This window comes from Clavibacter vidaverae, from assembly GCF_047529985.1.
GTDB lineage: Bacteria > Actinomycetota > Actinomycetes > Actinomycetales > Microbacteriaceae > Clavibacter > Clavibacter nebraskensis_A.
Genome location: NZ_JBLJAM010000001.1, coordinates 62,012 through 81,059, shown reverse-complemented (window position 1 = coordinate 81,059; position 19,048 = coordinate 62,012). Strand labels below are relative to the sequence as shown.

The following is a 19,048-nucleotide window of genomic DNA, read 5'->3' as shown; positions in this document are numbered from 1 at the left end:
CATGCGGATCGCGCCCCGGCGGGCGCCTCCGCCCGGATAGCATTGGCGCATGGATGACGACTCCCTTCTCACGCCTCCCGGCGTCGCCGGCTACACGATCACCGAGATCGTCGAGAGCGAGTCGGGAGGCGAGCCCCTCTTCATCTCCGCGATCCACCTCGACGGCGAGCACGTGGCCAACTGGATCTCGACCGACCTCGACGAGGACGACGGCATCGTCGCCGACCTCGACCACGCGTTCGGCGGCCCGGCCACCGACCGCATGTTCCGCCAGGCCGCGGCGATCTTCCCGGACGCCGTGCTCAGCGAGATCCTCCCCGAGCTCGTCAGCTTCCTCTGGGTCGTGGCCGACGTCGCGGGCGTCGCCGACGACCAGGACCTCGACTTCGAGGCCGCCATCCGCGTCGTCGCGGCCGAGGGCGACCTCGACGCGCAGGACCGCGACCTGCTCGGCCGGCTCGACAGCCTCAAGCGCATCGACTGACCCGCCTCCGCACGATCCCCGGAGCCCCGCCCGCCTGACGCGCGCGGGGCTCCGGCGTACGGTCGATGCATGAGCGACTCCGACATCGATCCCCTGTCCACCGTCCAGGGCGCCCCCGGCGTCACGCAGGACATGCCCGGCGAGGGCGACTCCGACGCGGCCGTCGGCGGCACGGTCCCCGACGGCGAGAGCATCCAGCACGTCGACGACGACGAGGCGCCCGGCGACGGCGGCCTCTCCAGCGGCGGCGACTCGCTCGGCTCCGACGAGGACGCGGCCGACACCGGGGCGGGCGCGGGCGACGCGCCCACGGACCTGCCCGTCTGATCCCCCAAACGCACGAGGGCCCGCCGCGATCCGTCGCGGCGGGCCCTCGTGCGTGCGGGGGCGTCAGCCCGCGGTGGGTCCCAGCAGCGTCAGCCGCTCGCGGAGCAGCGCCCGGACGGCGTAGGGATCCGCCACGCTGAGCCGGCCCTCCTCCGAGACGCCGTCGCGCAGCACGAGCGGCAGGACGGAGCGGCGGACGACGAGCGCGCCGCGGTTGCGGCCGCGCTCCACGCGCTCGACCGGCTGGGCGAGCGCGTCGTCCGGGACCACGATGACTGCGGCCGCGAAGCGCACGCCCGCCGAGGCCGCGAGCGACCGGGCGGCGCCGACCAGCCACGTGACGGGCGCGTCGCCCGGCGCGAAGGCGCCGTCGGGATCCGGCGCCACCGGCTGCAGCTCGCCGCGCACGAGCTGCACGGCCGTGCCCCAGTCCTCGGAGCTCAGCGCGAAGAGGCCCGCGGGCGCGAGCACGACGTGGTCGACCTTGCCGTCGCCGGCGAGCGGCCGCACGTCGTGGAAGATCGTCGCGCCCATGCCGAGCGAGGCCGCGGCGCGCGCGGTCGCCTCCTCGGCCAAGGCCTTCGCGAGCAGCCAGCGGACGTCGCGCGGGGCGCGGCGCACCAGCTCGGGCGACCAGGGATCCACGCCGAGGTCGGCACCCGGCGCGACGCCCTGCCACGCGGCCACGCGGTCGAGGTAGTGGGCGCGGGCGAGCGCGCCGGCGGTGCCGTGCACGGTCGCGCCGAGGCGGGTGCCGGATCCGGGGGCGGGCGCGTACCCGGCGTCGTCCGGGCCGAGCGGGTCGTCGTCGGATGCGGTCGAGCGGCCCTGCCCGCGGTCGTACGCGGCGCGGTCGTCGGGATCCCCCACGAGCTCCCACGCGCGCTGCACCGCATGGAAGAGGTGCGCCTCCCCGCCCGTGTCCGGGTGCGTGGCGCGGACCAGCCGGCGGTACGCGGCGCGGAGGGCCGCGGTGTCGGCCGCGGGATCCACGCCCAGCACCTCGTACGGGGTGCGGTCGGCGGGGCTGCCCGCGCGGCTCACTCCGCCGGGTCGGCGGGGGCGGCGGGCGACGCGGCGGCGGCCGCCGCGTCCGCGACCTCCGCCTCCCACGGCGCCGGGATGCCGTAGTAGCGCTCGAGGAAGTCCTGCACGCGCTCCTGGCGCTCGTCGGCCGGCACCTCGGGGAACGAGCCGTCGTTGAGGCAGAAGAAGTCCTGCGAGCGGCGCTTGAGGAGGCCGGGCAGGAGATCCAGGCCCGCGCGCGACGTGGTGTCGACGTAGGTGACCTTGGCGCTCTCCTGCTGCACCGCGCGCGCCGTCATCTGGGCGTAGTAGTGGTACAGCGAGTTGGTGACCGAGATGTCGGTGCTGGAGCGGAAGCGGCTGAGCTGCGTGCGGTGGAAGTCCTCCGCGAACTCCCGCTCGAGCTCCAGCAGCACGCTCTTCCGCAGCGGCGTGGCCGCGTGCTCGAGGTGGCGCGTGATGAGGCGGCCGAAGCGGTCCATGAGCAGGCGCCGGTTGACGCGCGCCGAGTTCTCGAAGCCGCTGCGGTCGGAGTCGTTGTCGCCCAGGCCGATGCGGGTGGACGCCTCGATGAACTTGGTGATCCCGCCGGGCGAGAAGAACATGCCGGGCTGCACGGGGCGGCCGAAGAACATGTCGTCGTTCGAGTAGAGGAAGTGCTCGCTGAGGCCCGGGATGTGCTGCAGCTGCGACTCGACGGCCTGCGAGTTGTGCGTGGGCAGGGCGGCGGGATCCGTGAAGAACTCCTCGCTGCGCACGAACGTGACGCCCGGGTGGTCGGCGAGCCACGCCGGCCGCGGGGAGTCGGTGACGATGAAGATCCGGCGCACCCACGGCGCGAAGAGGTACACGGAGCGCAGCGCGTACTTGAGCTCGTCGATCTGGCGGAAGCGCGCCTCGGAGTCGTCGCCCTCGCCGACCACGACGTCCTTCATGCGCTCGGCGCGGCGCTTCTGGAACTCGGGGTCGTTGCCGTCGACCCAGGAGAAGACCATGTCGATGTCGAACGTGATGTCGGACGCCTGCGCGTCGAACATGCCGCGCAGCGTCTTCCACTCGTGGCCGTACATCTCGACCGTGGTGGGCACGACCTCGGCGGCGGGGAGGATCTCGCGCGTGAGCGAGTTCTCGACCGGCCACACGATGGTCTCGCCCTCGAAGCGGAAGAACTGCAGCTCGACCGCGGTGGACGCGCCGTACGCCAGGAGGCCGACCGGCTCGATGCGCGGGCGGTAGAGGCGGAAGATCCCCGCGTCGGGGTTGTCGGTGAGGCGGCCGTCGGCGACGAGCAGCGGCGGACGGCGGCGGCCGTCGACGGTCTTCGCGTAGAGCGGCTCGTCCGCGCAGGCGGCGACGAGGGCGCGGACCACGGTGTCGCGGTTCTGCACGTCGATGGCGATGACGGGGCGCTCGTCGTTGCCGCGGATCAGCCAGAAGTCGATGCCGGTCGCGAGCAGCGCGTCCCGGATGAAGAGCAGGTCGGTCACGAGCGCCTGGTGCGGCGTGAGCGTGCGGTTGACCAGCGTGGCGAGGCCCTTGCGGATGACGACGTCGGGACGGTGGTGCGTGGTGGGCCACGTGGCGGGCGCGGGAGCGACCGCGTCGTCCTGGCGGGAGTACTCCTCCTCGCTGGTGGCCGGATCGACCGTCGGCTCGAGCGCTACGTTGAACTGCCGTGCGCTGCCCGCCATGGATCATCCCCTTGGTGCTTCTCGTGTGCTGGTGAGTGCGCCCGACCCGGTGGGAGGCGACGGATCATTGTATCGAGCGCGGGGGCGCGCCCCCGGTCGGGGGCGGTCGCCGGTCAGCGCGCTCCGAGGGCGGGGCGGGGCGCGCCGTCGGCGTCGCGCCCGAGCCGCGCGTGCAGCAGGAGGACGAGCGCCGTGCCGGAGAGCACGCCGTCGAGGATCCCCGCGGGCAGCAGGAACACCATGAGCACGAGGGTGACGCCGCACATGACCGCGGCGAGCGCGAGCCCCCAGAGCCGGTCGCGCCAGAGGGCGATGCCCGCGGTGATGCGCAGGGCCGCGAAGATCCCGCTCATCGCCATCATCGGGTAGAGCTGGTCCTGCAGGTACGGGAGCGCGAAGACCCGGGCGTGGTCCGTGATGGTCTCCTGCGGGATCCCGAGCACGAGCAGGACGACGAGCCCCACGGCCACCAGGCCCTCCATGAGCACGCCCTGGGCGAGGAGCAGGACGGCCGCGGCGCGGAGCTCGCGGCGGGCGCGGCGCGGTGCCGGCATGCCCGTCAGCCCTCGACGTCGGCGGCCGGGAGGGCGTCGACCTCCCAGACGACGGGGGCCGCGAGGAACGGGTGGGTGGCGGGTTCCGGCGTCTCGAGGACGGTGCGCGGGACGTCGTGCCAGCGCAGCTCGGCGAGCTCTTGGCCTTCGGGCACGGCGTAGACGACGCACTCCAGGTGCTCCTCGGCGGCGTAGCCGTCGTCCGGGCGGAGGACGGGCATCGCGTACGGGCACTCCGCGGAGGCGCTCACGCCGCCGACCTGCCGCTGGATGATGTCGACCTCGGTGCCGTCGACGAGGAAGGGGCGGAGGACCGGACCGTTGGCGGGGCCGCGCTCGCCCTCGAGCCAGCGCGTCTGGACGAACGCGAAGAACGGGATCCGGTCGGCGAAGCGCGCGCCGTCCTCGAAGCCGGACCAGTAGTCCGGCTGCCCCTCGGCGACGCCCAGCACGGAGGTGGCGACCACCGGCCCGTCGACGCCATCCGCGTCCGCGCTCGCGAGGGCGACGACCTCGCCCGCGGCGACGCGCTGGTCCGGGACCGCGGTCGGCGCCTCGGGCGGCAGGGCGACGGCGTCGAACGGCGGAACGGGCGGGCCGTCGGGGCCGGAGGAGCACCCGGCGAGGAGCAGGGACGCGGTGAGCACGGATCCGGTGGCGGCGAGCGCGGCGGCGGCGCGCATTCGGCGGCGGGGACGGCTGGTGCGGGCGGCGGTGCGGATGTCCATGGTCTCCCCGGGTCTCCGTCCGAGCGTGGCAGCCGGCCCCGGCGGCGGCAAGTCGGGGGCGCGGCGGCGGGGGCGGGCAGCGACGGATGCGAGGATCGCTGTCACACGCCCACGCACGACCGCGCCCCCGAGGGATCCGCGGCCGTCGACCGGGACGCCCGGGAGGAGACCCATGGACCAGCCGACCGTCCGCTCCGTCCTGCCCGCCCGCACGCGCGACGACCTCGCCGCCCTCGGGCCCGCGGTGGCGGCGCTCGCGGGGGGATCCGGCATCTTCGCCGAGCCACACCCGCACCTCACCGGCCTCGTCGACCTGCACGCGCTCGGCTGGGAGCCGCTGGTCGTGACGGACGACGGGCTCGAGATCGCGGCGACGTGCACCATCGCGGAGGTCGCGGGGATCCGGGCGCGCGACGGCTGGCACGCGCACCCGCTCTTCCTCCAGGCCTGCACGGCGCTGTTCGGGTCCACCAAGATCTGGCGGGTCGCGACCGTCGGCGGCAACGTCTGCTCGGCGCTGCCCGCGGGGCCGATGACGTCGCTCGCGTCCGCCCTCGACGCCGAGGCGCTCGTCTGGCGGGCGGCGACGCCCGACGCCGGCGCCCACGACGAGCGGATGCCCGTGGCCGAGCTCGTGACCGGGGACCGCACCACGGTGCTGCGGCCGGGCGACGTGCTGCGCTCGATCCACGTGCCGACGTCGTCGCTGCGCGCGCGGACGGCGTTCCGGAAGATCGCGCTGTCGCCGATCGGCCGGTCCGGATCCGTGGTGATCGGGCGGCTCGACGAGGACGGCGCCTTCGCGCTCATGGTCACCGGCGCGACGCTCCGGCCCGAGCTGCTGCGCTATGCGGCGCTCCCCGCGGCCGAGGCGCTCGCCGACGACGTGGGGGCGATCGGATCCTGGTTCACCGACGCGCACGGGGCCGCCGACTGGCGCCGGGCCGTGAGCGCGCTGCTCGCCGAGGAGATCCGCGCGGAGCTGGCCGGCGACGCGTCGGGTGCGGGCGACGGGCCCGCAGCCGGCGAGCGCGGCACCCCGCCCGGCGCCGCGGCCACGACGACGGCGGGAGCGCGCGCATGAGCATGACGGTGGACGGCCGCGAGATCCCCGGCGAGCCCGCGCCCGGGCAGAGCCTGCGCACGTGGCTCCGCGAGCACGAGGTGTTCAGCGTGAAGAAGGGCTGCGACTCGGGCGACTGCGGGGCGTGCGCGGTGCTCCTCGACGGCGAGGCCGTGCACTCGTGCATCCTGCCCGCCTTCCGGGCGGAGGGCCGGGAGGTGACGACCGCGGCGGGCCTCGGGACGCCGGGCGACCTGCATCCGGTGCAGGAGCGGTTCGTGGAGGCTGCCGGGTTCCAGTGCGGGTTCTGCACGCCCGGCATGGTGGTCACCGCGTCGACCCTCCAGGACGACGAGCTCGACGACCTGCCGCGCCTGATGAAGAGCAGCCTCTGCCGGTGCACGGGGTACCGCGCGATCGACGAGGCCATCCGCGGGGAGCACGGCGGCGCGGAGCACGAGCACACCGCGGGCTGCGGCGGGGCACGGCCCGAGGGGCTGGGGCCGGTGCGGGCGACGGGATCCCCTGCTGGAGTGGATGCCCGCGTCCACGAGCGCGCCCAGACCGGCCGCGTCGGCACGTCCCTGCACGCCCCCGCGAGCGAGCGCGTCGTCAGCGGCCTCGAGCCCTACACGCTCGACGTCGCCGTCCCCGGGCTCCTGCACGCGAGCCTGGTGCGCAGCCCGCACCCGCACGCCCGGATCCGCGCCATCGACACGACGGAGGCGCTCGCGCTGCCCGGCGTGCACGCGGTGCTCACCCACCACGACTCCCCCGCGACGCTCTACTCGTCCGCCCGGCACGAGGACCGCTTCGACGACCCCGACGACAGCCGCGTCTTCGACGACGTCGTGCGGTTCCGCGGGCAGCGCGTGGCCGCCGTGATCGCCGACGACGTCGGCATCGCCGAGGCCGCCGTCCGCCTGGTGCGCGTCGACTACGAGGTCCTGCCCGCGGTGCACGACCCCGAGGAGGCCCGCCGACCGGGCGCGCCCCTCGTGCACGGCGACAAGGATCCGGCCGTCTCGCGCCTCGCCGACCCGCAGCGGAACATCGTCGCGGAGATGCACGGCGAGCACGGCGACGTGGCGGCCGGCCTCGCCCGGGCCGACGAGGTCGTCTCCGGCACCTGGTCCACCCAGCGCGTCGCGCACACGCACCTCGAGACGCACGCGACCGTCGGCTGGATGGAGGAGGGCCGCCTCGTCCTCCGCACCAGCTCGCAGGTCCCGTTCCTCGTGCAGCGCGAGATCTGCCGGCTGTTCGAGCTGGAGCCCGAGCGCGTGCGCGTGTTCACGGCGCGGGTCGGCGGCGGGTTCGGCGGCAAGCAGGAGATCCTCACCGAGGACGTCGTGGCGCTCGCCGTGCTCGCGACCGGCCGCCCGGTGCAGCTGGAGTTCACGCGCTCCGACGAGTTCACGCTCTCGCCCGCGCGGCACCCGATGCGCGTCGGCGTCACCGTGGGCGCCACATCCGACGGCGTGCTCACGGCGCTCGCGGTGGACGTGCTCAGCGACACGGGCGCGTACGGCAACCACGGGCCGGGCGTCATGTTCCACGGCTGCAACGAGTCGATCACCCTGTACCGCGCGCCCGCCAAGCGGGTGGACGCGCAGAGCGTCTACACGAACAACCTCCCGTCGGGCGCGTTCCGCGGCTACGGCCTCGGGCAGGTGATCTTCGCCATCGAGTCCGCGCTCGACGAGCTCGCGCGCAGGCTCGGCATCTCGGGCTTCGAGATCCGGCGGCGGAACGCGGTCGTGCCGGGCGACCCGCTGATCATCACGCACGCGGAGGGCCCGGACCTCGGCTTCGGCGGCAGCTACGGCCTCGACCAGTGCCTCGACCTCGCCGAGGCGGCGCTCGCCGACGGCGGCGGCGGCGGCGATCCCGTGCCGCCCGGCGACCGCTGGCTCGTGGGCGAGGGCATGGCCGCGGCGATGATCGCGACCATGCCGCCGCGCGGGCACTTCGCCGACGTGACCGTCGCGCTCGCCCCGGACGGCGTCGTGACGGTGTCCGTCGGCACGGCCGAGTTCGGCAACGGCACGACGACCGTGCACGCGCAGCTCGCCGCGACCGCGCTCGGCACGACGCCCGACCGGATCCGCATCCGCCAGTCCGACACCGACGTCACCCGCTACGACACGGGCGCCTTCGGGTCCGCGGGCACGGTGGTGGCGGGCAAGGCCGTGCACCGGGCCGCGACGGCGCTCGCCGACCAGCTGCGCGAGGCCGCCTCGGCGCGCACGGGGATCCCCGGCGCCGCCTTCGCGCTCACGCCCGACGCGCTCGTCGCGGGGGACGTCTCCCTGCCCGTCGCCGAGCTGGTCGGCCCCGACGGGCTCGCGGCCGAGGCGCACGAGGACGGCGCGCTCCGCTCCCTCGCGTTCAACGTGCACGCGTTCCGGGTGGCGGTGGATCCCGCGACCGGAGAGATCCGCATCCTCCGCTCCGTGCAGGCCGTCGACGCGGGCACCGTCATCAACCCCGCGCAGCTGCGCGGCCAGGTGGAGGGCGGCACGGCGCAGGCGCTCGGCACGGCCATGTACGAGGAGGTCGTGCACGACGGCGAGGGGCGGATCCTCACGGACGTGCTGCGCAACTACCACATCCCCCAGCTCGCCGACCTGCCCGTGACCGAGGTGCTGTTCGCCGACACGCACGACGAGCTCGGGCCGCTCGGCGCGAAGTCGATGAGCGAGGCGCCCTACAACCCGGTCGCGCCGGCGCTCGCGAACGCGGTGCGCGACGCCATCGGGATCCGGCCGCACGACCTGCCGATGTCGCGCGACCGCGTGTGGCGGCTCCTCCACGGCGGCGGCCCGCAGCCGCGGTTCGACAGCCCGACGACGCTCGGCGAGCGGGGCACGCGGGAGTAGCGGGTCAGGCCGCGGGCGCGGATCCGCGTCGGCGACGGGCGAGCACGACGGCCCGACCCGCGACGCCCACCACGAGCACGCCCGCGCCCGCCGCGATCGACGGCACCGGCAGCGTCGCCACGAGCACGACGCACCCGACGACCCCGAGCACCTGCAGCGCCCGCGGGTATCGCCGGTCGGCGTGCTCCTGCGTGAAGGCGGCGGCGTTGGCGACCACGTAGTACAGCAGCACGCCGAAGGACGAGAAGCCGACGACGCCGCGGAGGTCCACCGTGAGCACGAGCGCGACGACGACCACGGCCACCGCGATCTCGGCCCGCTGCGGCACCCGGTACCGCGGGTGCACGACGGCGAGCGCGCGCGGCAGGTCGCCCTCGCGCGCCATCGCGAGCGACGTGCGCCCGATCCCGGCGAGGAGCGCGAGCAGCGCGCCGAGGCACGCGGCGGCCGCGCCGATCCCGACGACGGGCACCGCCCACGCCCAGCCCGCGTCGCGCACGACGTCGGCGAGGGGCGCGGTGGATCCGCCGAGCCGCGCCTCCCCGAGCACCCCGAGGAGCGTCACGGCGACGAGCGCGTAGACGACGAGGGCGCCGCCGAGCGCGAGCATGATGGCGCGCGGGATGGTGCGGGCGGGATCCCGCACCTCCTCCCCCATGGTCGCGATGCGCGCGTAGCCCGCGAAGGCGAAGAACAGGAGGCCCGCGGACTGGAGGACGCCGTAGGGGGTCGTGTCGATGACGCCCGCGACGGATCCCGCGGCGGCGCCCGGCCCGCCCGGCCCGCCCGCGACGAGGCCCGCGACGAGCACGAGCGCGATGACCGCGAGCACCACCGTGATGATCACGCGCGCGAGCCGGGCCGTGCGGGTCACGCCGAGGCAGCCGACGACCGCGAGCGCGACGACGGCGAGCGCCGCGACGGGCCGCTGCCACGCGGCGGGCACGGCGTAGGCGGCGAAGGTCATGGCCATGGCGGCGCAGCTCGCGGTCTTGCCGACGACGAACGACCAGCCCGCGAGGAAGCCCGGCCACTCCCCGAGCCGCTCCCGGCCGTAGAGGTACGAGCCGCCGGACGAGGGGTAGCGCGCCGCGAGCTGCGCGGACGCCGTGGCGTTGCAGAAGGCGACGACCGCGGCGATCGCCAGGCCGACGAGGAGACCGCCGCCGGCCGCGCGGGAGGCTGCGGGCATGACGGCGAAGATCCCGGCGCCGATCATCGCGCCGAGGCCGAGCACGGTGGCGTCGAGGAGGCCGAGGCGGCGGGCGAGGCCGGGCTGCGCGGGCGCGGGTGATGCGGATGCTGCGGTCATGCGGTCTCCCCGTGGATCGGCCCGGTGGTGGTCGTGAGCGGCGCGCCCCGGGCGCCGGCGCGCGCGGCGAGCACCTCCGCGAGGATCGAGACGGCCGTCTCCTCGGGCGTCGACGCGCCGATGTCGAGGCCGATGGGCGAGCGCAGGCGCGCGAGCTCGGCGTCGGTCAGGCCCACCTCCACGAGGCGCGCGCGGCGGCGCTCGTGCGTGGCGCGGGATCCCATCGCCCCCACGAACGCGACCGGCAGCCGCAGCGCGTCGACGAGCAGCGGCACGTCGAAGCGGTCGTCGTGGGTGAGCACGCAGATCACGGTGCGGGCGTCGACCTCGGTGCGCGCCAGGTACTCGTCCGGCCACTCGGCGACGACCTCGTGCGCCGACGGGAAGCGCGCCCGGGTCGCGAAGGCGGGCCGGGCGTCGCACACGGTCACGCGGTAGCCGAGGAGCGCGGCCGCGTCGGCGAGGGCGGCGGAGAAGTCGACGGCGCCGAAGACGAGCAGCCGGGGCGGCGGCGCGGCCACCAGGTGCAGGACGCGCAGCGGGCCGTCCGCGCAGTCGACCTGCGTGGTGCCCGACCGGCCGGCGGTGAGGCGCCCGGCGAGCTCGGCGCGGATCCGCCGGGCCGGGTCGGCGCCGACGGCCGCGTCGACCGCGGGGTCGGGCGTGGCGGTGATCCACGCGCCGACGGCCGGGCCCTCCAGCACGAGCGCGAGGGAGGCGGCGCGACCGGCGCGCGCGTCCTCGAGGGCGGCGCGCACGGCGTCGGGGATCGGCGACCGCGCGTCGTCGGCGGGCCCGAGCTCCACGACGACCACGCCGATCCGCCCGCCGCAGGTGAGGCCGACCTCGAACGCGTCGTCGTCGCTGACGCCGAAGGACGTGAGGACGGGCACCCCGTCGTCGAGCACGCCCGCGGCGACCTCGACGACCGCGCCCTCGACGCAGCCGCCGGAGATGGATCCGATGACGCGGCCCGCCTCGTCGACCGCCATCGCGGTGCCCGCGGTGCGCGGCGCGCTGCCGAGCACGTCGGTGACGCACGCGAGGGCGAGGCGTCGGCCGTCGGCGAGGGCGTCGAGCACCTCGGCGGCGATCTCGAGCACGGCACCTCCGGGACGGGAGCGCCGACGGGCGCGGGGCGGGTGAGCAGGTGGGCGGCGACCGTGCGGCTGCGGGATGGTACCGCCCGCGTCAAGCCTCCCACGGCCCCTGCGTAGGGTGGGACGCGGATGCCGGGGGGATCCTCCCCCGGTGCCGCGCGCCGCATCCGGCGCCGCCAGAGGGGGACCCATGACGTCGACCGCGCCCGACCGTCCGCAGCCGCTGTTCCGGCGGATCCGCCGCGCGTGGGCGGATGCGCCCGCGGTCGTGCAGATGCTCGCCGTCTCCGCGATCTACTTCTGCTACTTCACGCTCCTCGACTTCGGCGAATGGAACGCGGGCGGCGGTGCGCTCCTCCTGCGCATCGGCCTCGGCCTTCTGGGAGGCGTGCTCTTCATCAGCGTGCGCCGCTCCCGGGGTCGGCGCCAGGTCGGCGCACCCAGCTGGGTCGAGGTGTCGGAGGCCGCCGAGGACGGGGAGCTGCGACCGGGCGCGGACGCGGCGGCGTGGCTCGGCGCGCTGGAGCGCCGGCGCGCGGAGATCCGCCAGGAGGCATGGCTCCTGCCGATCGCGCTGGTCTTCGTGGTGATGCTGACCCTCGTCAACGGCGCGAGCGGGGATCGGGCGGTCGCCGGGCTGATCATCCTCGCGGTCTTCGTCACCTGGGCGACCTCGCTGATCGTCTCCCGCGGCCGCCGCCGCGACGCCGTCGACGCCCTGCTCATCCCGCTGCAGGAGTCGGCGCGCGTCGACGCCGAGCGCCGCGCCGGCTGGCCGCCGCCCGCCCCCGACGACCGGATTCCCCCGGCTGCTGGATAATGTGCACCGCGCGCGACGACCGGGCGCCCCGCCGATCCGAGGAGCGAGCATGACCCCGACGACCCGCCGCACGTACGGCACCGCCGCATGAAGGCCCTGTCCGACCGGTTCCAGCGCGCTCCCCTCGGGATCGTGTTCCCCGTCCTCTTCGTCATCGTCGTCGTCATCCGCCTCCTGCTCGAGGCCCTCATGCGCGAGGACGGCCTGACGCTCGGCCGCACGATCGCGAACGTCATCGGCTCGCTGCTCATCGCCGGCGTGCTGACGTTCGTCGTCGGTCGGCAGCGCCGGCGCAGCGGCGGCGCCGACACGATGGCCGACGTCACCACGTCCCTGAAGACCCGGACGCTGCCGCTCGACGCCGACCCCGCCACGTGGATCCCCGCCCTCGAGTGGCGGCGCCGCCAGTTCCGCCGCTCGATGTGGCTCATGCCCGTGCTCGTGCTCGTGCTGGTCGCGATGGGCGTCGCGGCCGTCGTCCTCGTCCCCGACTCGCCCGCCGGCTGGATCATCGTGGTCGTCTTCCTCGCCCTCGGCGTCGTGAGCTTCGAGCAGGCGCGCCGGACGCTCCCCCGCATCGACGACCTGCTGCGCCAGCTGCGGGCACGCGACGGTGCCGGCGCGCCCGCAACCGCCGCCCACGAGACCCCGACGCACCCCGCCGGGGCATGACCCGCACCCGATCATGACCGGCACCGCTCCGCCCGCGCACGGCCGCCTGCGACGCGCCCGCCGCCGGATCGCCGACGCGCCCGCGGTCGTCCCCGCGATGGGCGCCGCCGTCGCCTACGTCGCGCTCCGGACCTACTGGGATGTCGCGCTCGGCCAGGAGGTGGACGCCAGCCGGCTCGCAGGAGCGCTCACGGTCGGAGCGATGGGCGGCCTCGTCCTCACGCTCGTCCTGTCCTGGCGACGCCGGGCGGCGCCGTCCCGGATGCGGTGGATCGACGTCTCCGAGGCGATCGACGACGGCCGCATTCCCGCGGACACCGAGGACGACGCGGACGCCTGGCGGTTCCTCCTGCTCCGCCGCCGCGAGGTGCACGACCAGCTCGGCGGGCTGTGGGCGGTGCTCGTCGCGGCCGTGCTCCTCGTCGGCACCGTCACGCTCCGGATGCTCGGCGGACCGCCCCTCGCGTGGACCCTCCCGGCCGTGATCGCCGTCGCGGTCGCCGGGATGGCCGTGATCCGCCGCCGCCGGCTCGAGCGCATCGACGCCCTCCTCCAGCCGCTGCTCCACGCGGACGCGACCGGCGATCCCGGACGACGCCCTCCGACCTGACGCCGCCGCGAAGGGTCACCGCTTCCTGAGCGCCGCCGACCGCTGCGGCGTGTCGGAGCGCGCGACCCGTGCTTCGTCCGAGCATCGACCGGGCGCCCGATCCCGTCCGTGCGCATGATGCACGCCGCCGCGGGATCCCGCCTCCCAGCACCGCCGCGCACCAGCCGAGCGAACGGATCCGCATGAGCGACCACCGGACCACCAGCACCCCCGCGCCTCCCGCCTCCCCCGGCCGCCGCGCCGTCCACCGCGGCCACGTCCTCCACATCACGGGATCCCCGCGCGTCGAGGACGCCCGCCGCCATCTCGTGTCGGTGCCCGACGGCGCGCTCGCGGTCGACGACGCCGGCCGCATCGCGTGGGTCGGCCCATACCGCGAGCTCCCCGCCGCCTTCGCCGACGCCCCCGTGCACGGCGACGCGTCCGACTTCCTCCTCCCCGGCTTCGTCGACGCGCACGTGCACTTCCCGCAGACGTACACGACGAGCGCGCACGGCGGCGGCCAGCTCCTCGAGTGGCTCGACTCCTGCGTGTTCCCGTCCGAGGCGCGGCTCGAGGACGAGGGCTTCGCCCGCATGATCGCCGCGGACTTCACGCGACGCCGGATCATGGCGGGCACGACGAGCGCGCTGGTCTTCGGATCCGCGTTCCCGCACGCGCAGGACGCCCTGTTCGAGGCCTCCCGCGACGCCGGGCTCCGGCTGGTGAGCGGCCGCGGGATCCAGACGGTCGGCTCCGGCCCCGCGACCCCGCTGCTCACCACCGAGGAGGAGGCGATCGCGCTGTCCTGCGCGGAGATCGACCGGTGGCACGCCGTCGACACGGGCGACGCGACGACCGCACTGCTCCAGGTCGCGATCGTGCCGCGCTTCAGCCTCTCGGTGACCCCGACGACGTTCCACGGCCTCGGCGAGCTGTACGACGTGGCCCGCGGCGAGGGCGTGTACTTCCACTCGCACCTCAACGAGAACGACCGGCCCGGCACGGGCGAGATCGCCGCCGTCCGCGACGTGTACGGCACGGAGACCTACCTCGACACGTACGACGGGCGGTTCCTGCCGGGGTCGGAGCGGGGCGGATCCAGCCTCCTCGGCCGCCGCAGCGTCTTCGCCCACGCGGTGCACTGCCAGGACTCCGAGCTCGCGCGCCTCGCCGAGACCGGCAGCAGCATCGCGCACTGCCCGACGTCGCAGCAGTTCCTCGGGAGCGGCACCATGCCGTGGCGGCGCACGGTCGCGTCGGGCGTGAACGTCGCGATCGGATCCGACGTGGGCGCGGGCGACGAGTGGCTCGTCTCCCGGGTGCTCAACGACGCGTTCAAGGTGCACCTGTCGGAGCCGGGCGACGCGGGCGTGGAGATCGACGCCGCCGAGCTGCTGTTCACCGGCACGCTCGCCGGCGCCCGCGCGCTCGACATGGAGGAGCGCTACGGCAACCTCGACGTGGGCAAGGACGCCGACTTCCTGACGATCACGCCGGACCTCTGGGAGCCGCTCGCCCTGACGCTCGAGCACGGGATCCGCTCGGACGACGCCGAGCGCGCCACCGACCAGATCCTGTTCACGCTGCTCATGGGGCTGCGCGAGCCGGCCATCGCGGGCGTCCACGTGCAGGGGCGGCGGGTGTCGGCGGGCTGACGCCGCCCGCTGCCCCGGTCACGAGCTCAGCAGCCGGTTCTCGTACGCGTGGACGACGATCTGCGCGCGGCTGCGCAGGTCGAGCTTCGCGAGGATGCTGCTGATGTGGGTCTTCACGGTCGTCTCGCTGATGAAGGCGGCCGCCGCGATCTCGCCGTTGCGCAAGCCCTTCGCCGCGAGCAGGAACACCTCGCGCTCGCGCGGAGACAGGGCCTGGAGCGCGCGCTCGGGCCGTTCGATGTCGGGCGCGTGCGCGTGTCCCGCGACGAGCCCGGTGATCGGCATCGGTGCCGCATCGCCCGCGTGCACCGACCGGATCGTCTCGAGCAGGGTCTCCGGCGTCGCGTCCTTCGTGATGAACGCGCTCGCGCCGTGCCTCATCGACTGGAACAGGGCCTCCTGCTGCTGGAAGGTGGTGAGGATCACGACCCGCGGCCGCGAGTCGGGTGCGCCCTCGACCGCCTCCGGGTCGTCGCGGGTGATGCGATGGGTCGCCTCGATGCCGCTCATCACCGGCATGCGGATGTCCATGAGCACGACGTCGGGGCGCGTCGACGTGACGAGGTCGACCGCCTGACGCCCGTCGGTCGCGGAGCCCACGAGCTCGAGGTCGGGCTGCGACTCGATGAGCATGCGGATCCCGTAGATGAAGAGCCGCTGGTCGTCGACGATGACGACGCGGATGCGACGCGCCGGCTGGTCGGTCATGCCGCGTCCCCCGCCGGGTCGGTGCGCGGGTCGTCGGCGTCGGCGGGGTCGGCGGGGTCGGCGGCGGCGTCGGCGGGGACCCGCGCGTCCGCCGCGCGCCGCCCGTCCGTGGGGTGCTCGCCGTACGTCGGCAGGAACGCCGTCACCAGGTGGCCGTCGGTCGCGTCGCCCTCCTCGGGATCCGTGCGCTCCGCCGTCAGCCAGCCGCCGGCGAGCCGCGCCCGCTCCTGCATGCTCCCGACGCCGAACCCGCTGCGAGGCCGGGCCGGTGGCAGCTTCGAGGCCGGCTCGGGCTCCGCCTCCGATCCGCGGCTCCGGATGGTCAGGGCGAGGCCCGGTCCCTCCCACACGAACGAGACGTCCACGGTCGCGGTCCCGCGGGTGTGCTTGAGGGCGTTCGTCAGGCTCTCCTGCACGATCCGGTAGACGCTGAGCTGCTGCGACGGCGTGAGCCCGCCGGGCCGCCCGGTCGTGCGGAGGTCGACGCGCATCCCGGTCGCCGCCATGCCCCGGATCAGTGCGGGCAGGTCAGCGAGGTTCGGCTGCGGCCGGTGGCTGTCGTCGGTGAGCTCCTCGATGAGGCCGCGGAGGTCCAGCAGCGCCGACCGGGCGGTCCCGGCTATCTCGCGCAGCGCCTCCTCGGTCGTCTCCGGCCGGGTCTCGCGCAGGAACCGCGACCCGTCCGCGACGGCGACCACGACGGCGAGCGAGTGCGCCAGCACGTCGTGGACCTCCTGCGCGATGCCGCTGCGCTCCTGCGCGATCCGCAGCTCGACGCCCGCGACCTCGAGGTCGGCCTCGGCGCGCACGAGCCGCGCGCGGTCCTCCACGCCGCGCCGGCGGAGTCGGACCCGCCCGCCGGACCCGCCGCGCGCGCCGCGCGCGATGAGCTCGCCGAGCGAGTCGAACGCGCCGCGCGCCCCGAGCCCGCCGCGCCGCAGCGCGACGCCCAGCGTCCAGGCCCCGAGGTAGAGCACCGCGGCGATGCCGGCGAGCAGCAGCGCCCAGCCCACGGACATCCCCTCGCCGCGGTACGCGGATCCGAGGCCCCGCGAGGCGCTCCAGTACCCGGATGCGGACATCGCGAAGCCCAGGCACACCGCCTGGAACGCGCCGACCGCGAGGGCTGCGGCCCGGACGGGAGCTGCTGCCGTGCGGCCGTTGACGAACGCGACGACGAGCGCGGCGGACGCGACGGGCCAGGTGGACGCATCCGGTGCGGCGAACAGCATGAGCAGCGATCCCACGCCGGATGCCCCGAGCATCTGCAGGGTCGGCACGACGAGCACGATGGCGAGCGCGGACCGCGGCGCCGACCGGGCCATCGCGATCGCGATCGCGTACGCGCCCACCGTCACCGTGTAGGCGTAGCCGTGCTCCTGCAGCCCGCCGCCGAGCCCCGCCCAGAGGAAGAAGAGGAGGTACGCGACCCCCGCCGCGGGCTCCAGGTACGGCCGGAGGCGGGAGCGGTGTGGGGGGTGCATGCCCTCACGCTAGGGGCGCGGGCACCGCGGATCCGAGGTCGGGCGCGCGTCTTCATCCGAAGGGACGAGGCGTCGGCGGATCACGTGCGGTCGTCGTCCCGTTCCCGCGCCTCCGACAGCCGCAGCCGCACCCGATGCGCCACGACGACGAGGGCGAGCCACGCGAGCGCGAGCAGCCAGCCCGCGAGGACGTCGGTGAGCCAGTGGTGGCCGAGATAGACGCGGCTGAGGCTCACGGTCGCGGCGAACGCGATCGCGATCACGTAGGTGAGCACGCGCGTGGACCGCCGCAGCTGCCGGAGCACGAGCAGGTACGCGACGATCCCGGCCACCACGCTGGCGTTGAGGGTGTGGCCGGACGGGAACGACGGCGACGTCTCGTAGGGCGGCACGGCGTCGGCGCGCGGCGGGCGGTCGCGGCCGACGAGGTCCTTGCCGACCTCGGTCATGAGCAGGGATCCGGCGCCCGCGGTGAGGCCGAGCACGACCGGCACCCACTGGCGTCGGCGGATGGCGAGGGCGACGATGACCGCGACGCCCACGATCGGCACCGCGTAGACGCCCGCCGCCTCGGTGAAGGCGGTGACGGCCGTGTCGAGCCAGGGTGAGCGGACGTCCATGGCGAGGTGCAGCGCGGGCTCGTCGAGGAGCGCGACGCTGTCGTCGTCGATCACGGCGACGTAGAGGCCCGCGAACAGGCTCGACGCGGCGGTGATGACGAGGAGGCCGAGGACCAGGAACGCGGCGAAGGCGCCCGTCGGGCCGACGCGGGTCGCGACGCCGGTGGCGGTGCGGACGATGCGACCTGGCGGGCGGGTGCGCGACCGCCGCGGGGGCAGGCGGTCGCCCGTGGCGGCGACACCGCCGCCGGCGGGCCGGGTCACCCGTGGACGAGCGCGGACGACGGCACGCGGTCGCGCTGGCGGACCGCGGCGACGATGAGGCCGACGACACCCGCGACGAGGCCGACCACGAAGGTGGCGACGCCGCCGAGGATGCCCATCAGGACGATCCCGAACGTGCTGGCGCCCTCGTCGAGGTAGCCGAGGCCCGTCTGCGCCGACCACGTCGCGAGGATCGCGAGGCCCAGCGCGAGCATGAGCGCGACGACCGTGCAGCCCACGATGTACCAGCCCCAGCCGGCCCCGCGGGCCCGGGCGACGGCGAGGACCACGGCGACGAGGATCGCGAGCACGGGCACGCCGAGCGACAGGGTGAGGGCGAGCGCGGAGGCGGTGTCGGGATCCATGGATCGAGCGTAGGCCGCGCGGCCGGGGAGGGCGAGGGGCCGGCGGGCGCGCTCCTAGCATGGGCGGATGGCGGAGTCGGGATCACGGGAGGCAGCCGACGACGGGCGCCCGGCCGCCGGTATCGCGGGCGTCGTGCTCGCCGCCGGCGCCGGCACCCGCTTCGGCGGCGCCAAGGCGCTGGCGACGCATCCGGACGGCACGCCGTGGCTCGCGACCGCGATCCGCGCGCTCGCCGACGCGGGCTGCTCCCCCGTGCTCGTCGTGCTCGGCGCCTCCGCCGACGAGGCCGCGGTGCTGCTCGGCACGCTCCCCGAGTCGGCCGACGCCGTCGTCGTGCGCGCCGACGACTGGGCCGACGGCATGTCCGCCTCCCTGCGCGCCGCGCTCCGGGCGGCCGCGGCGCTGGATCCCCCGCCCGTCGCGCTCGCCGTCGCCCCGGTCGACGTGCCCGACCTCGACGCGGCCACGGTGCGCCGCGTCCTCGACGCCGCCCCGGTGGATCCCGCGACCCTGCGCCAGGCCGTCTTCCGCGGCCGCCCCGGGCACCCCGCGCTGATCGGCCGAGACCATCGGGCCCCGCTCGCGTCCGCGGTGCACGGCGACACGGGAGCCCGCCCCTACCTCGCGGCCTACGGCGCGCTCCTCGTGGAGGCGGCGGACCTCAGCACGGGGGCGGACGTCGACCGGCGGATGTGAGGCG

At 75.6% G+C, this 19,048-nt stretch carries 19 protein-coding genes; 9 read left to right on the top strand and 10 right to left on the bottom strand.

Annotation, left to right across the window (positions count from 1 at the left end):
- Positions 1-49: 49 nt before the first annotated feature.
- Both ACMT9T_RS00395 and ACMT9T_RS00390 read left to right on the top strand, forming a co-directional pair.
- Positions 50-484: a hypothetical protein gene (locus ACMT9T_RS00395; RefSeq protein ID WP_116055679.1), complete on the top strand. Its 435-nt coding sequence runs from the start codon at positions 50-52 to the stop codon at positions 482-484.
- 69 nt (positions 485-553) lie between these two features.
- On the top strand, positions 554-811 hold the full coding sequence (locus tag ACMT9T_RS00390; protein WP_414743750.1) for a hypothetical protein: 258 nt from the start codon (positions 554-556) through the stop codon (positions 809-811).
- Positions 812-874: 63 nt separating this feature from the next.
- Here ACMT9T_RS00390 and ACMT9T_RS00385 read toward each other — a convergent pair whose 3' ends face one another.
- The 4 genes from ACMT9T_RS00385 to ACMT9T_RS00370 all read right to left on the bottom strand — a co-directional run bounded on the left by ACMT9T_RS00385 (position 875) and on the right by ACMT9T_RS00370 (position 4,810).
- Entirely contained in the window at positions 875-1,855 is a 981-nt protein-coding gene (locus tag ACMT9T_RS00385; protein WP_414743749.1) for a DnaJ domain-containing protein, read from the bottom strand.
- Positions 1,852-3,528 carry a stealth family protein gene (locus ACMT9T_RS00380; protein ID WP_414743748.1) on the bottom strand — a complete coding sequence of 559 codons (1,677 nt, stop codon included), beginning with the start codon at positions 3,526-3,528 and terminating at the stop codon, positions 1,852-1,854. The genes ACMT9T_RS00385 and ACMT9T_RS00380 overlap by 4 nt, the downstream gene beginning before the upstream one ends.
- 113 nt (positions 3,529-3,641) lie before the next feature.
- Positions 3,642-4,082, bottom strand: coding sequence for a hypothetical protein (locus ACMT9T_RS00375; RefSeq protein ID WP_414743747.1), 441 nt, complete (start codon positions 4,080-4,082; stop codon positions 3,642-3,644).
- Between the two features lie 5 nt (positions 4,083-4,087).
- Positions 4,088-4,810: a hypothetical protein gene (locus ACMT9T_RS00370; protein WP_414743746.1), complete on the bottom strand. Its 723-nt coding sequence runs from the start codon at positions 4,808-4,810 to the stop codon at positions 4,088-4,090.
- A 172-nt stretch (positions 4,811-4,982) separates the two neighbouring features.
- Between ACMT9T_RS00370 and ACMT9T_RS00365 the strand changes: the two genes are divergently transcribed.
- Both ACMT9T_RS00365 and ACMT9T_RS00360 read left to right on the top strand, forming a co-directional pair.
- On the top strand, positions 4,983-5,894 hold the full coding sequence (locus ACMT9T_RS00365) for an FAD binding domain-containing protein (protein ID WP_414743745.1): 912 nt from the start codon (positions 4,983-4,985) through the stop codon (positions 5,892-5,894).
- Positions 5,891-8,755 carry a molybdopterin-dependent oxidoreductase gene (locus ACMT9T_RS00360; protein ID WP_414743744.1) on the top strand — a complete coding sequence of 955 codons (2,865 nt, stop codon included), beginning with the start codon at positions 5,891-5,893 and terminating at the stop codon, positions 8,753-8,755. The genes ACMT9T_RS00365 and ACMT9T_RS00360 overlap by 4 nt, the downstream gene beginning before the upstream one ends.
- Positions 8,756-8,759: 4 nt before the next feature.
- Here the strand turns inward: ACMT9T_RS00360 and ACMT9T_RS00355 are convergent, their stop codons facing one another.
- Entirely contained in the window at positions 8,760-10,067 is a 1,308-nt protein-coding gene (locus ACMT9T_RS00355; protein ID WP_414743743.1) for an APC family permease, read from the bottom strand.
- On the bottom strand, positions 10,064-11,170 hold the full coding sequence (locus ACMT9T_RS00350) for an XdhC family protein (RefSeq protein WP_414743742.1): 1,107 nt from the start codon (positions 11,168-11,170) through the stop codon (positions 10,064-10,066). Before ACMT9T_RS00350 ends, ACMT9T_RS00355 begins: the two co-directional genes overlap by 4 nt.
- A 187-nt stretch (positions 11,171-11,357) precedes the next feature.
- Between ACMT9T_RS00350 and ACMT9T_RS00345 the strand changes: the two genes are divergently transcribed.
- The 4 genes from ACMT9T_RS00345 (at position 11,358) to ACMT9T_RS00330 (ending at position 14,906) form a co-directional block, all read left to right on the top strand.
- Entirely contained in the window at positions 11,358-11,987 is a 630-nt protein-coding gene (locus ACMT9T_RS00345; protein WP_414743741.1) for a hypothetical protein, read from the top strand.
- A gap of 87 nt (positions 11,988-12,074) precedes the next feature.
- The gene (locus ACMT9T_RS00340) at positions 12,075-12,659 is read left to right on the top strand and encodes a hypothetical protein (RefSeq protein WP_414743740.1); all 585 of its coding nucleotides are present in this window, start codon (positions 12,075-12,077) and stop codon (positions 12,657-12,659) included.
- Between the two features lie 13 nt (positions 12,660-12,672).
- The gene (locus ACMT9T_RS00335; protein WP_414743739.1) at positions 12,673-13,269 is read left to right on the top strand and encodes a hypothetical protein; all 597 of its coding nucleotides are present in this window, start codon (positions 12,673-12,675) and stop codon (positions 13,267-13,269) included.
- A gap of 182 nt (positions 13,270-13,451) precedes the next feature.
- The gene (locus tag ACMT9T_RS00330) at positions 13,452-14,906 is read left to right on the top strand and encodes an amidohydrolase family protein (protein ID WP_414743738.1); all 1,455 of its coding nucleotides are present in this window, start codon (positions 13,452-13,454) and stop codon (positions 14,904-14,906) included.
- Between the two features lie 18 nt (positions 14,907-14,924).
- Here the strand turns inward: ACMT9T_RS00330 and ACMT9T_RS00325 are convergent, their stop codons facing one another.
- The 4 genes from ACMT9T_RS00325 to ACMT9T_RS00310 form a co-directional block, all read right to left on the bottom strand.
- Entirely contained in the window at positions 14,925-15,614 is a 690-nt protein-coding gene (locus tag ACMT9T_RS00325) for a response regulator transcription factor (RefSeq protein ID WP_414743737.1), read from the bottom strand.
- Positions 15,611-17,098 carry a sensor histidine kinase gene (locus ACMT9T_RS00320; RefSeq protein ID WP_414743736.1) on the bottom strand — a complete coding sequence of 496 codons (1,488 nt, stop codon included), beginning with the start codon at positions 17,096-17,098 and terminating at the stop codon, positions 15,611-15,613. Before ACMT9T_RS00320 ends, ACMT9T_RS00325 begins: the two co-directional genes overlap by 4 nt.
- Before the next feature lie 80 nt (positions 17,099-17,178).
- A complete protein-coding gene (locus ACMT9T_RS00315; protein WP_414743735.1) occupies positions 17,179-17,982 on the bottom strand; it encodes a phosphatase PAP2 family protein in 804 nt (267 codons plus the stop codon).
- Positions 17,979-18,347: a hypothetical protein gene (locus tag ACMT9T_RS00310; protein ID WP_414743734.1), complete on the bottom strand. Its 369-nt coding sequence runs from the start codon at positions 18,345-18,347 to the stop codon at positions 17,979-17,981. Before ACMT9T_RS00310 ends, ACMT9T_RS00315 begins: the two co-directional genes overlap by 4 nt.
- 67 nt (positions 18,348-18,414) lie before the next feature.
- Between ACMT9T_RS00310 and ACMT9T_RS00305 the strand changes: the two genes are divergently transcribed.
- Complete coding sequence (locus ACMT9T_RS00305; RefSeq protein WP_414743733.1) at positions 18,415-19,044, top strand: nucleotidyltransferase family protein; 630 nt, start codon at positions 18,415-18,417, stop codon at positions 19,042-19,044.
- Positions 19,045-19,048 lie beyond the last annotated feature (4 nt).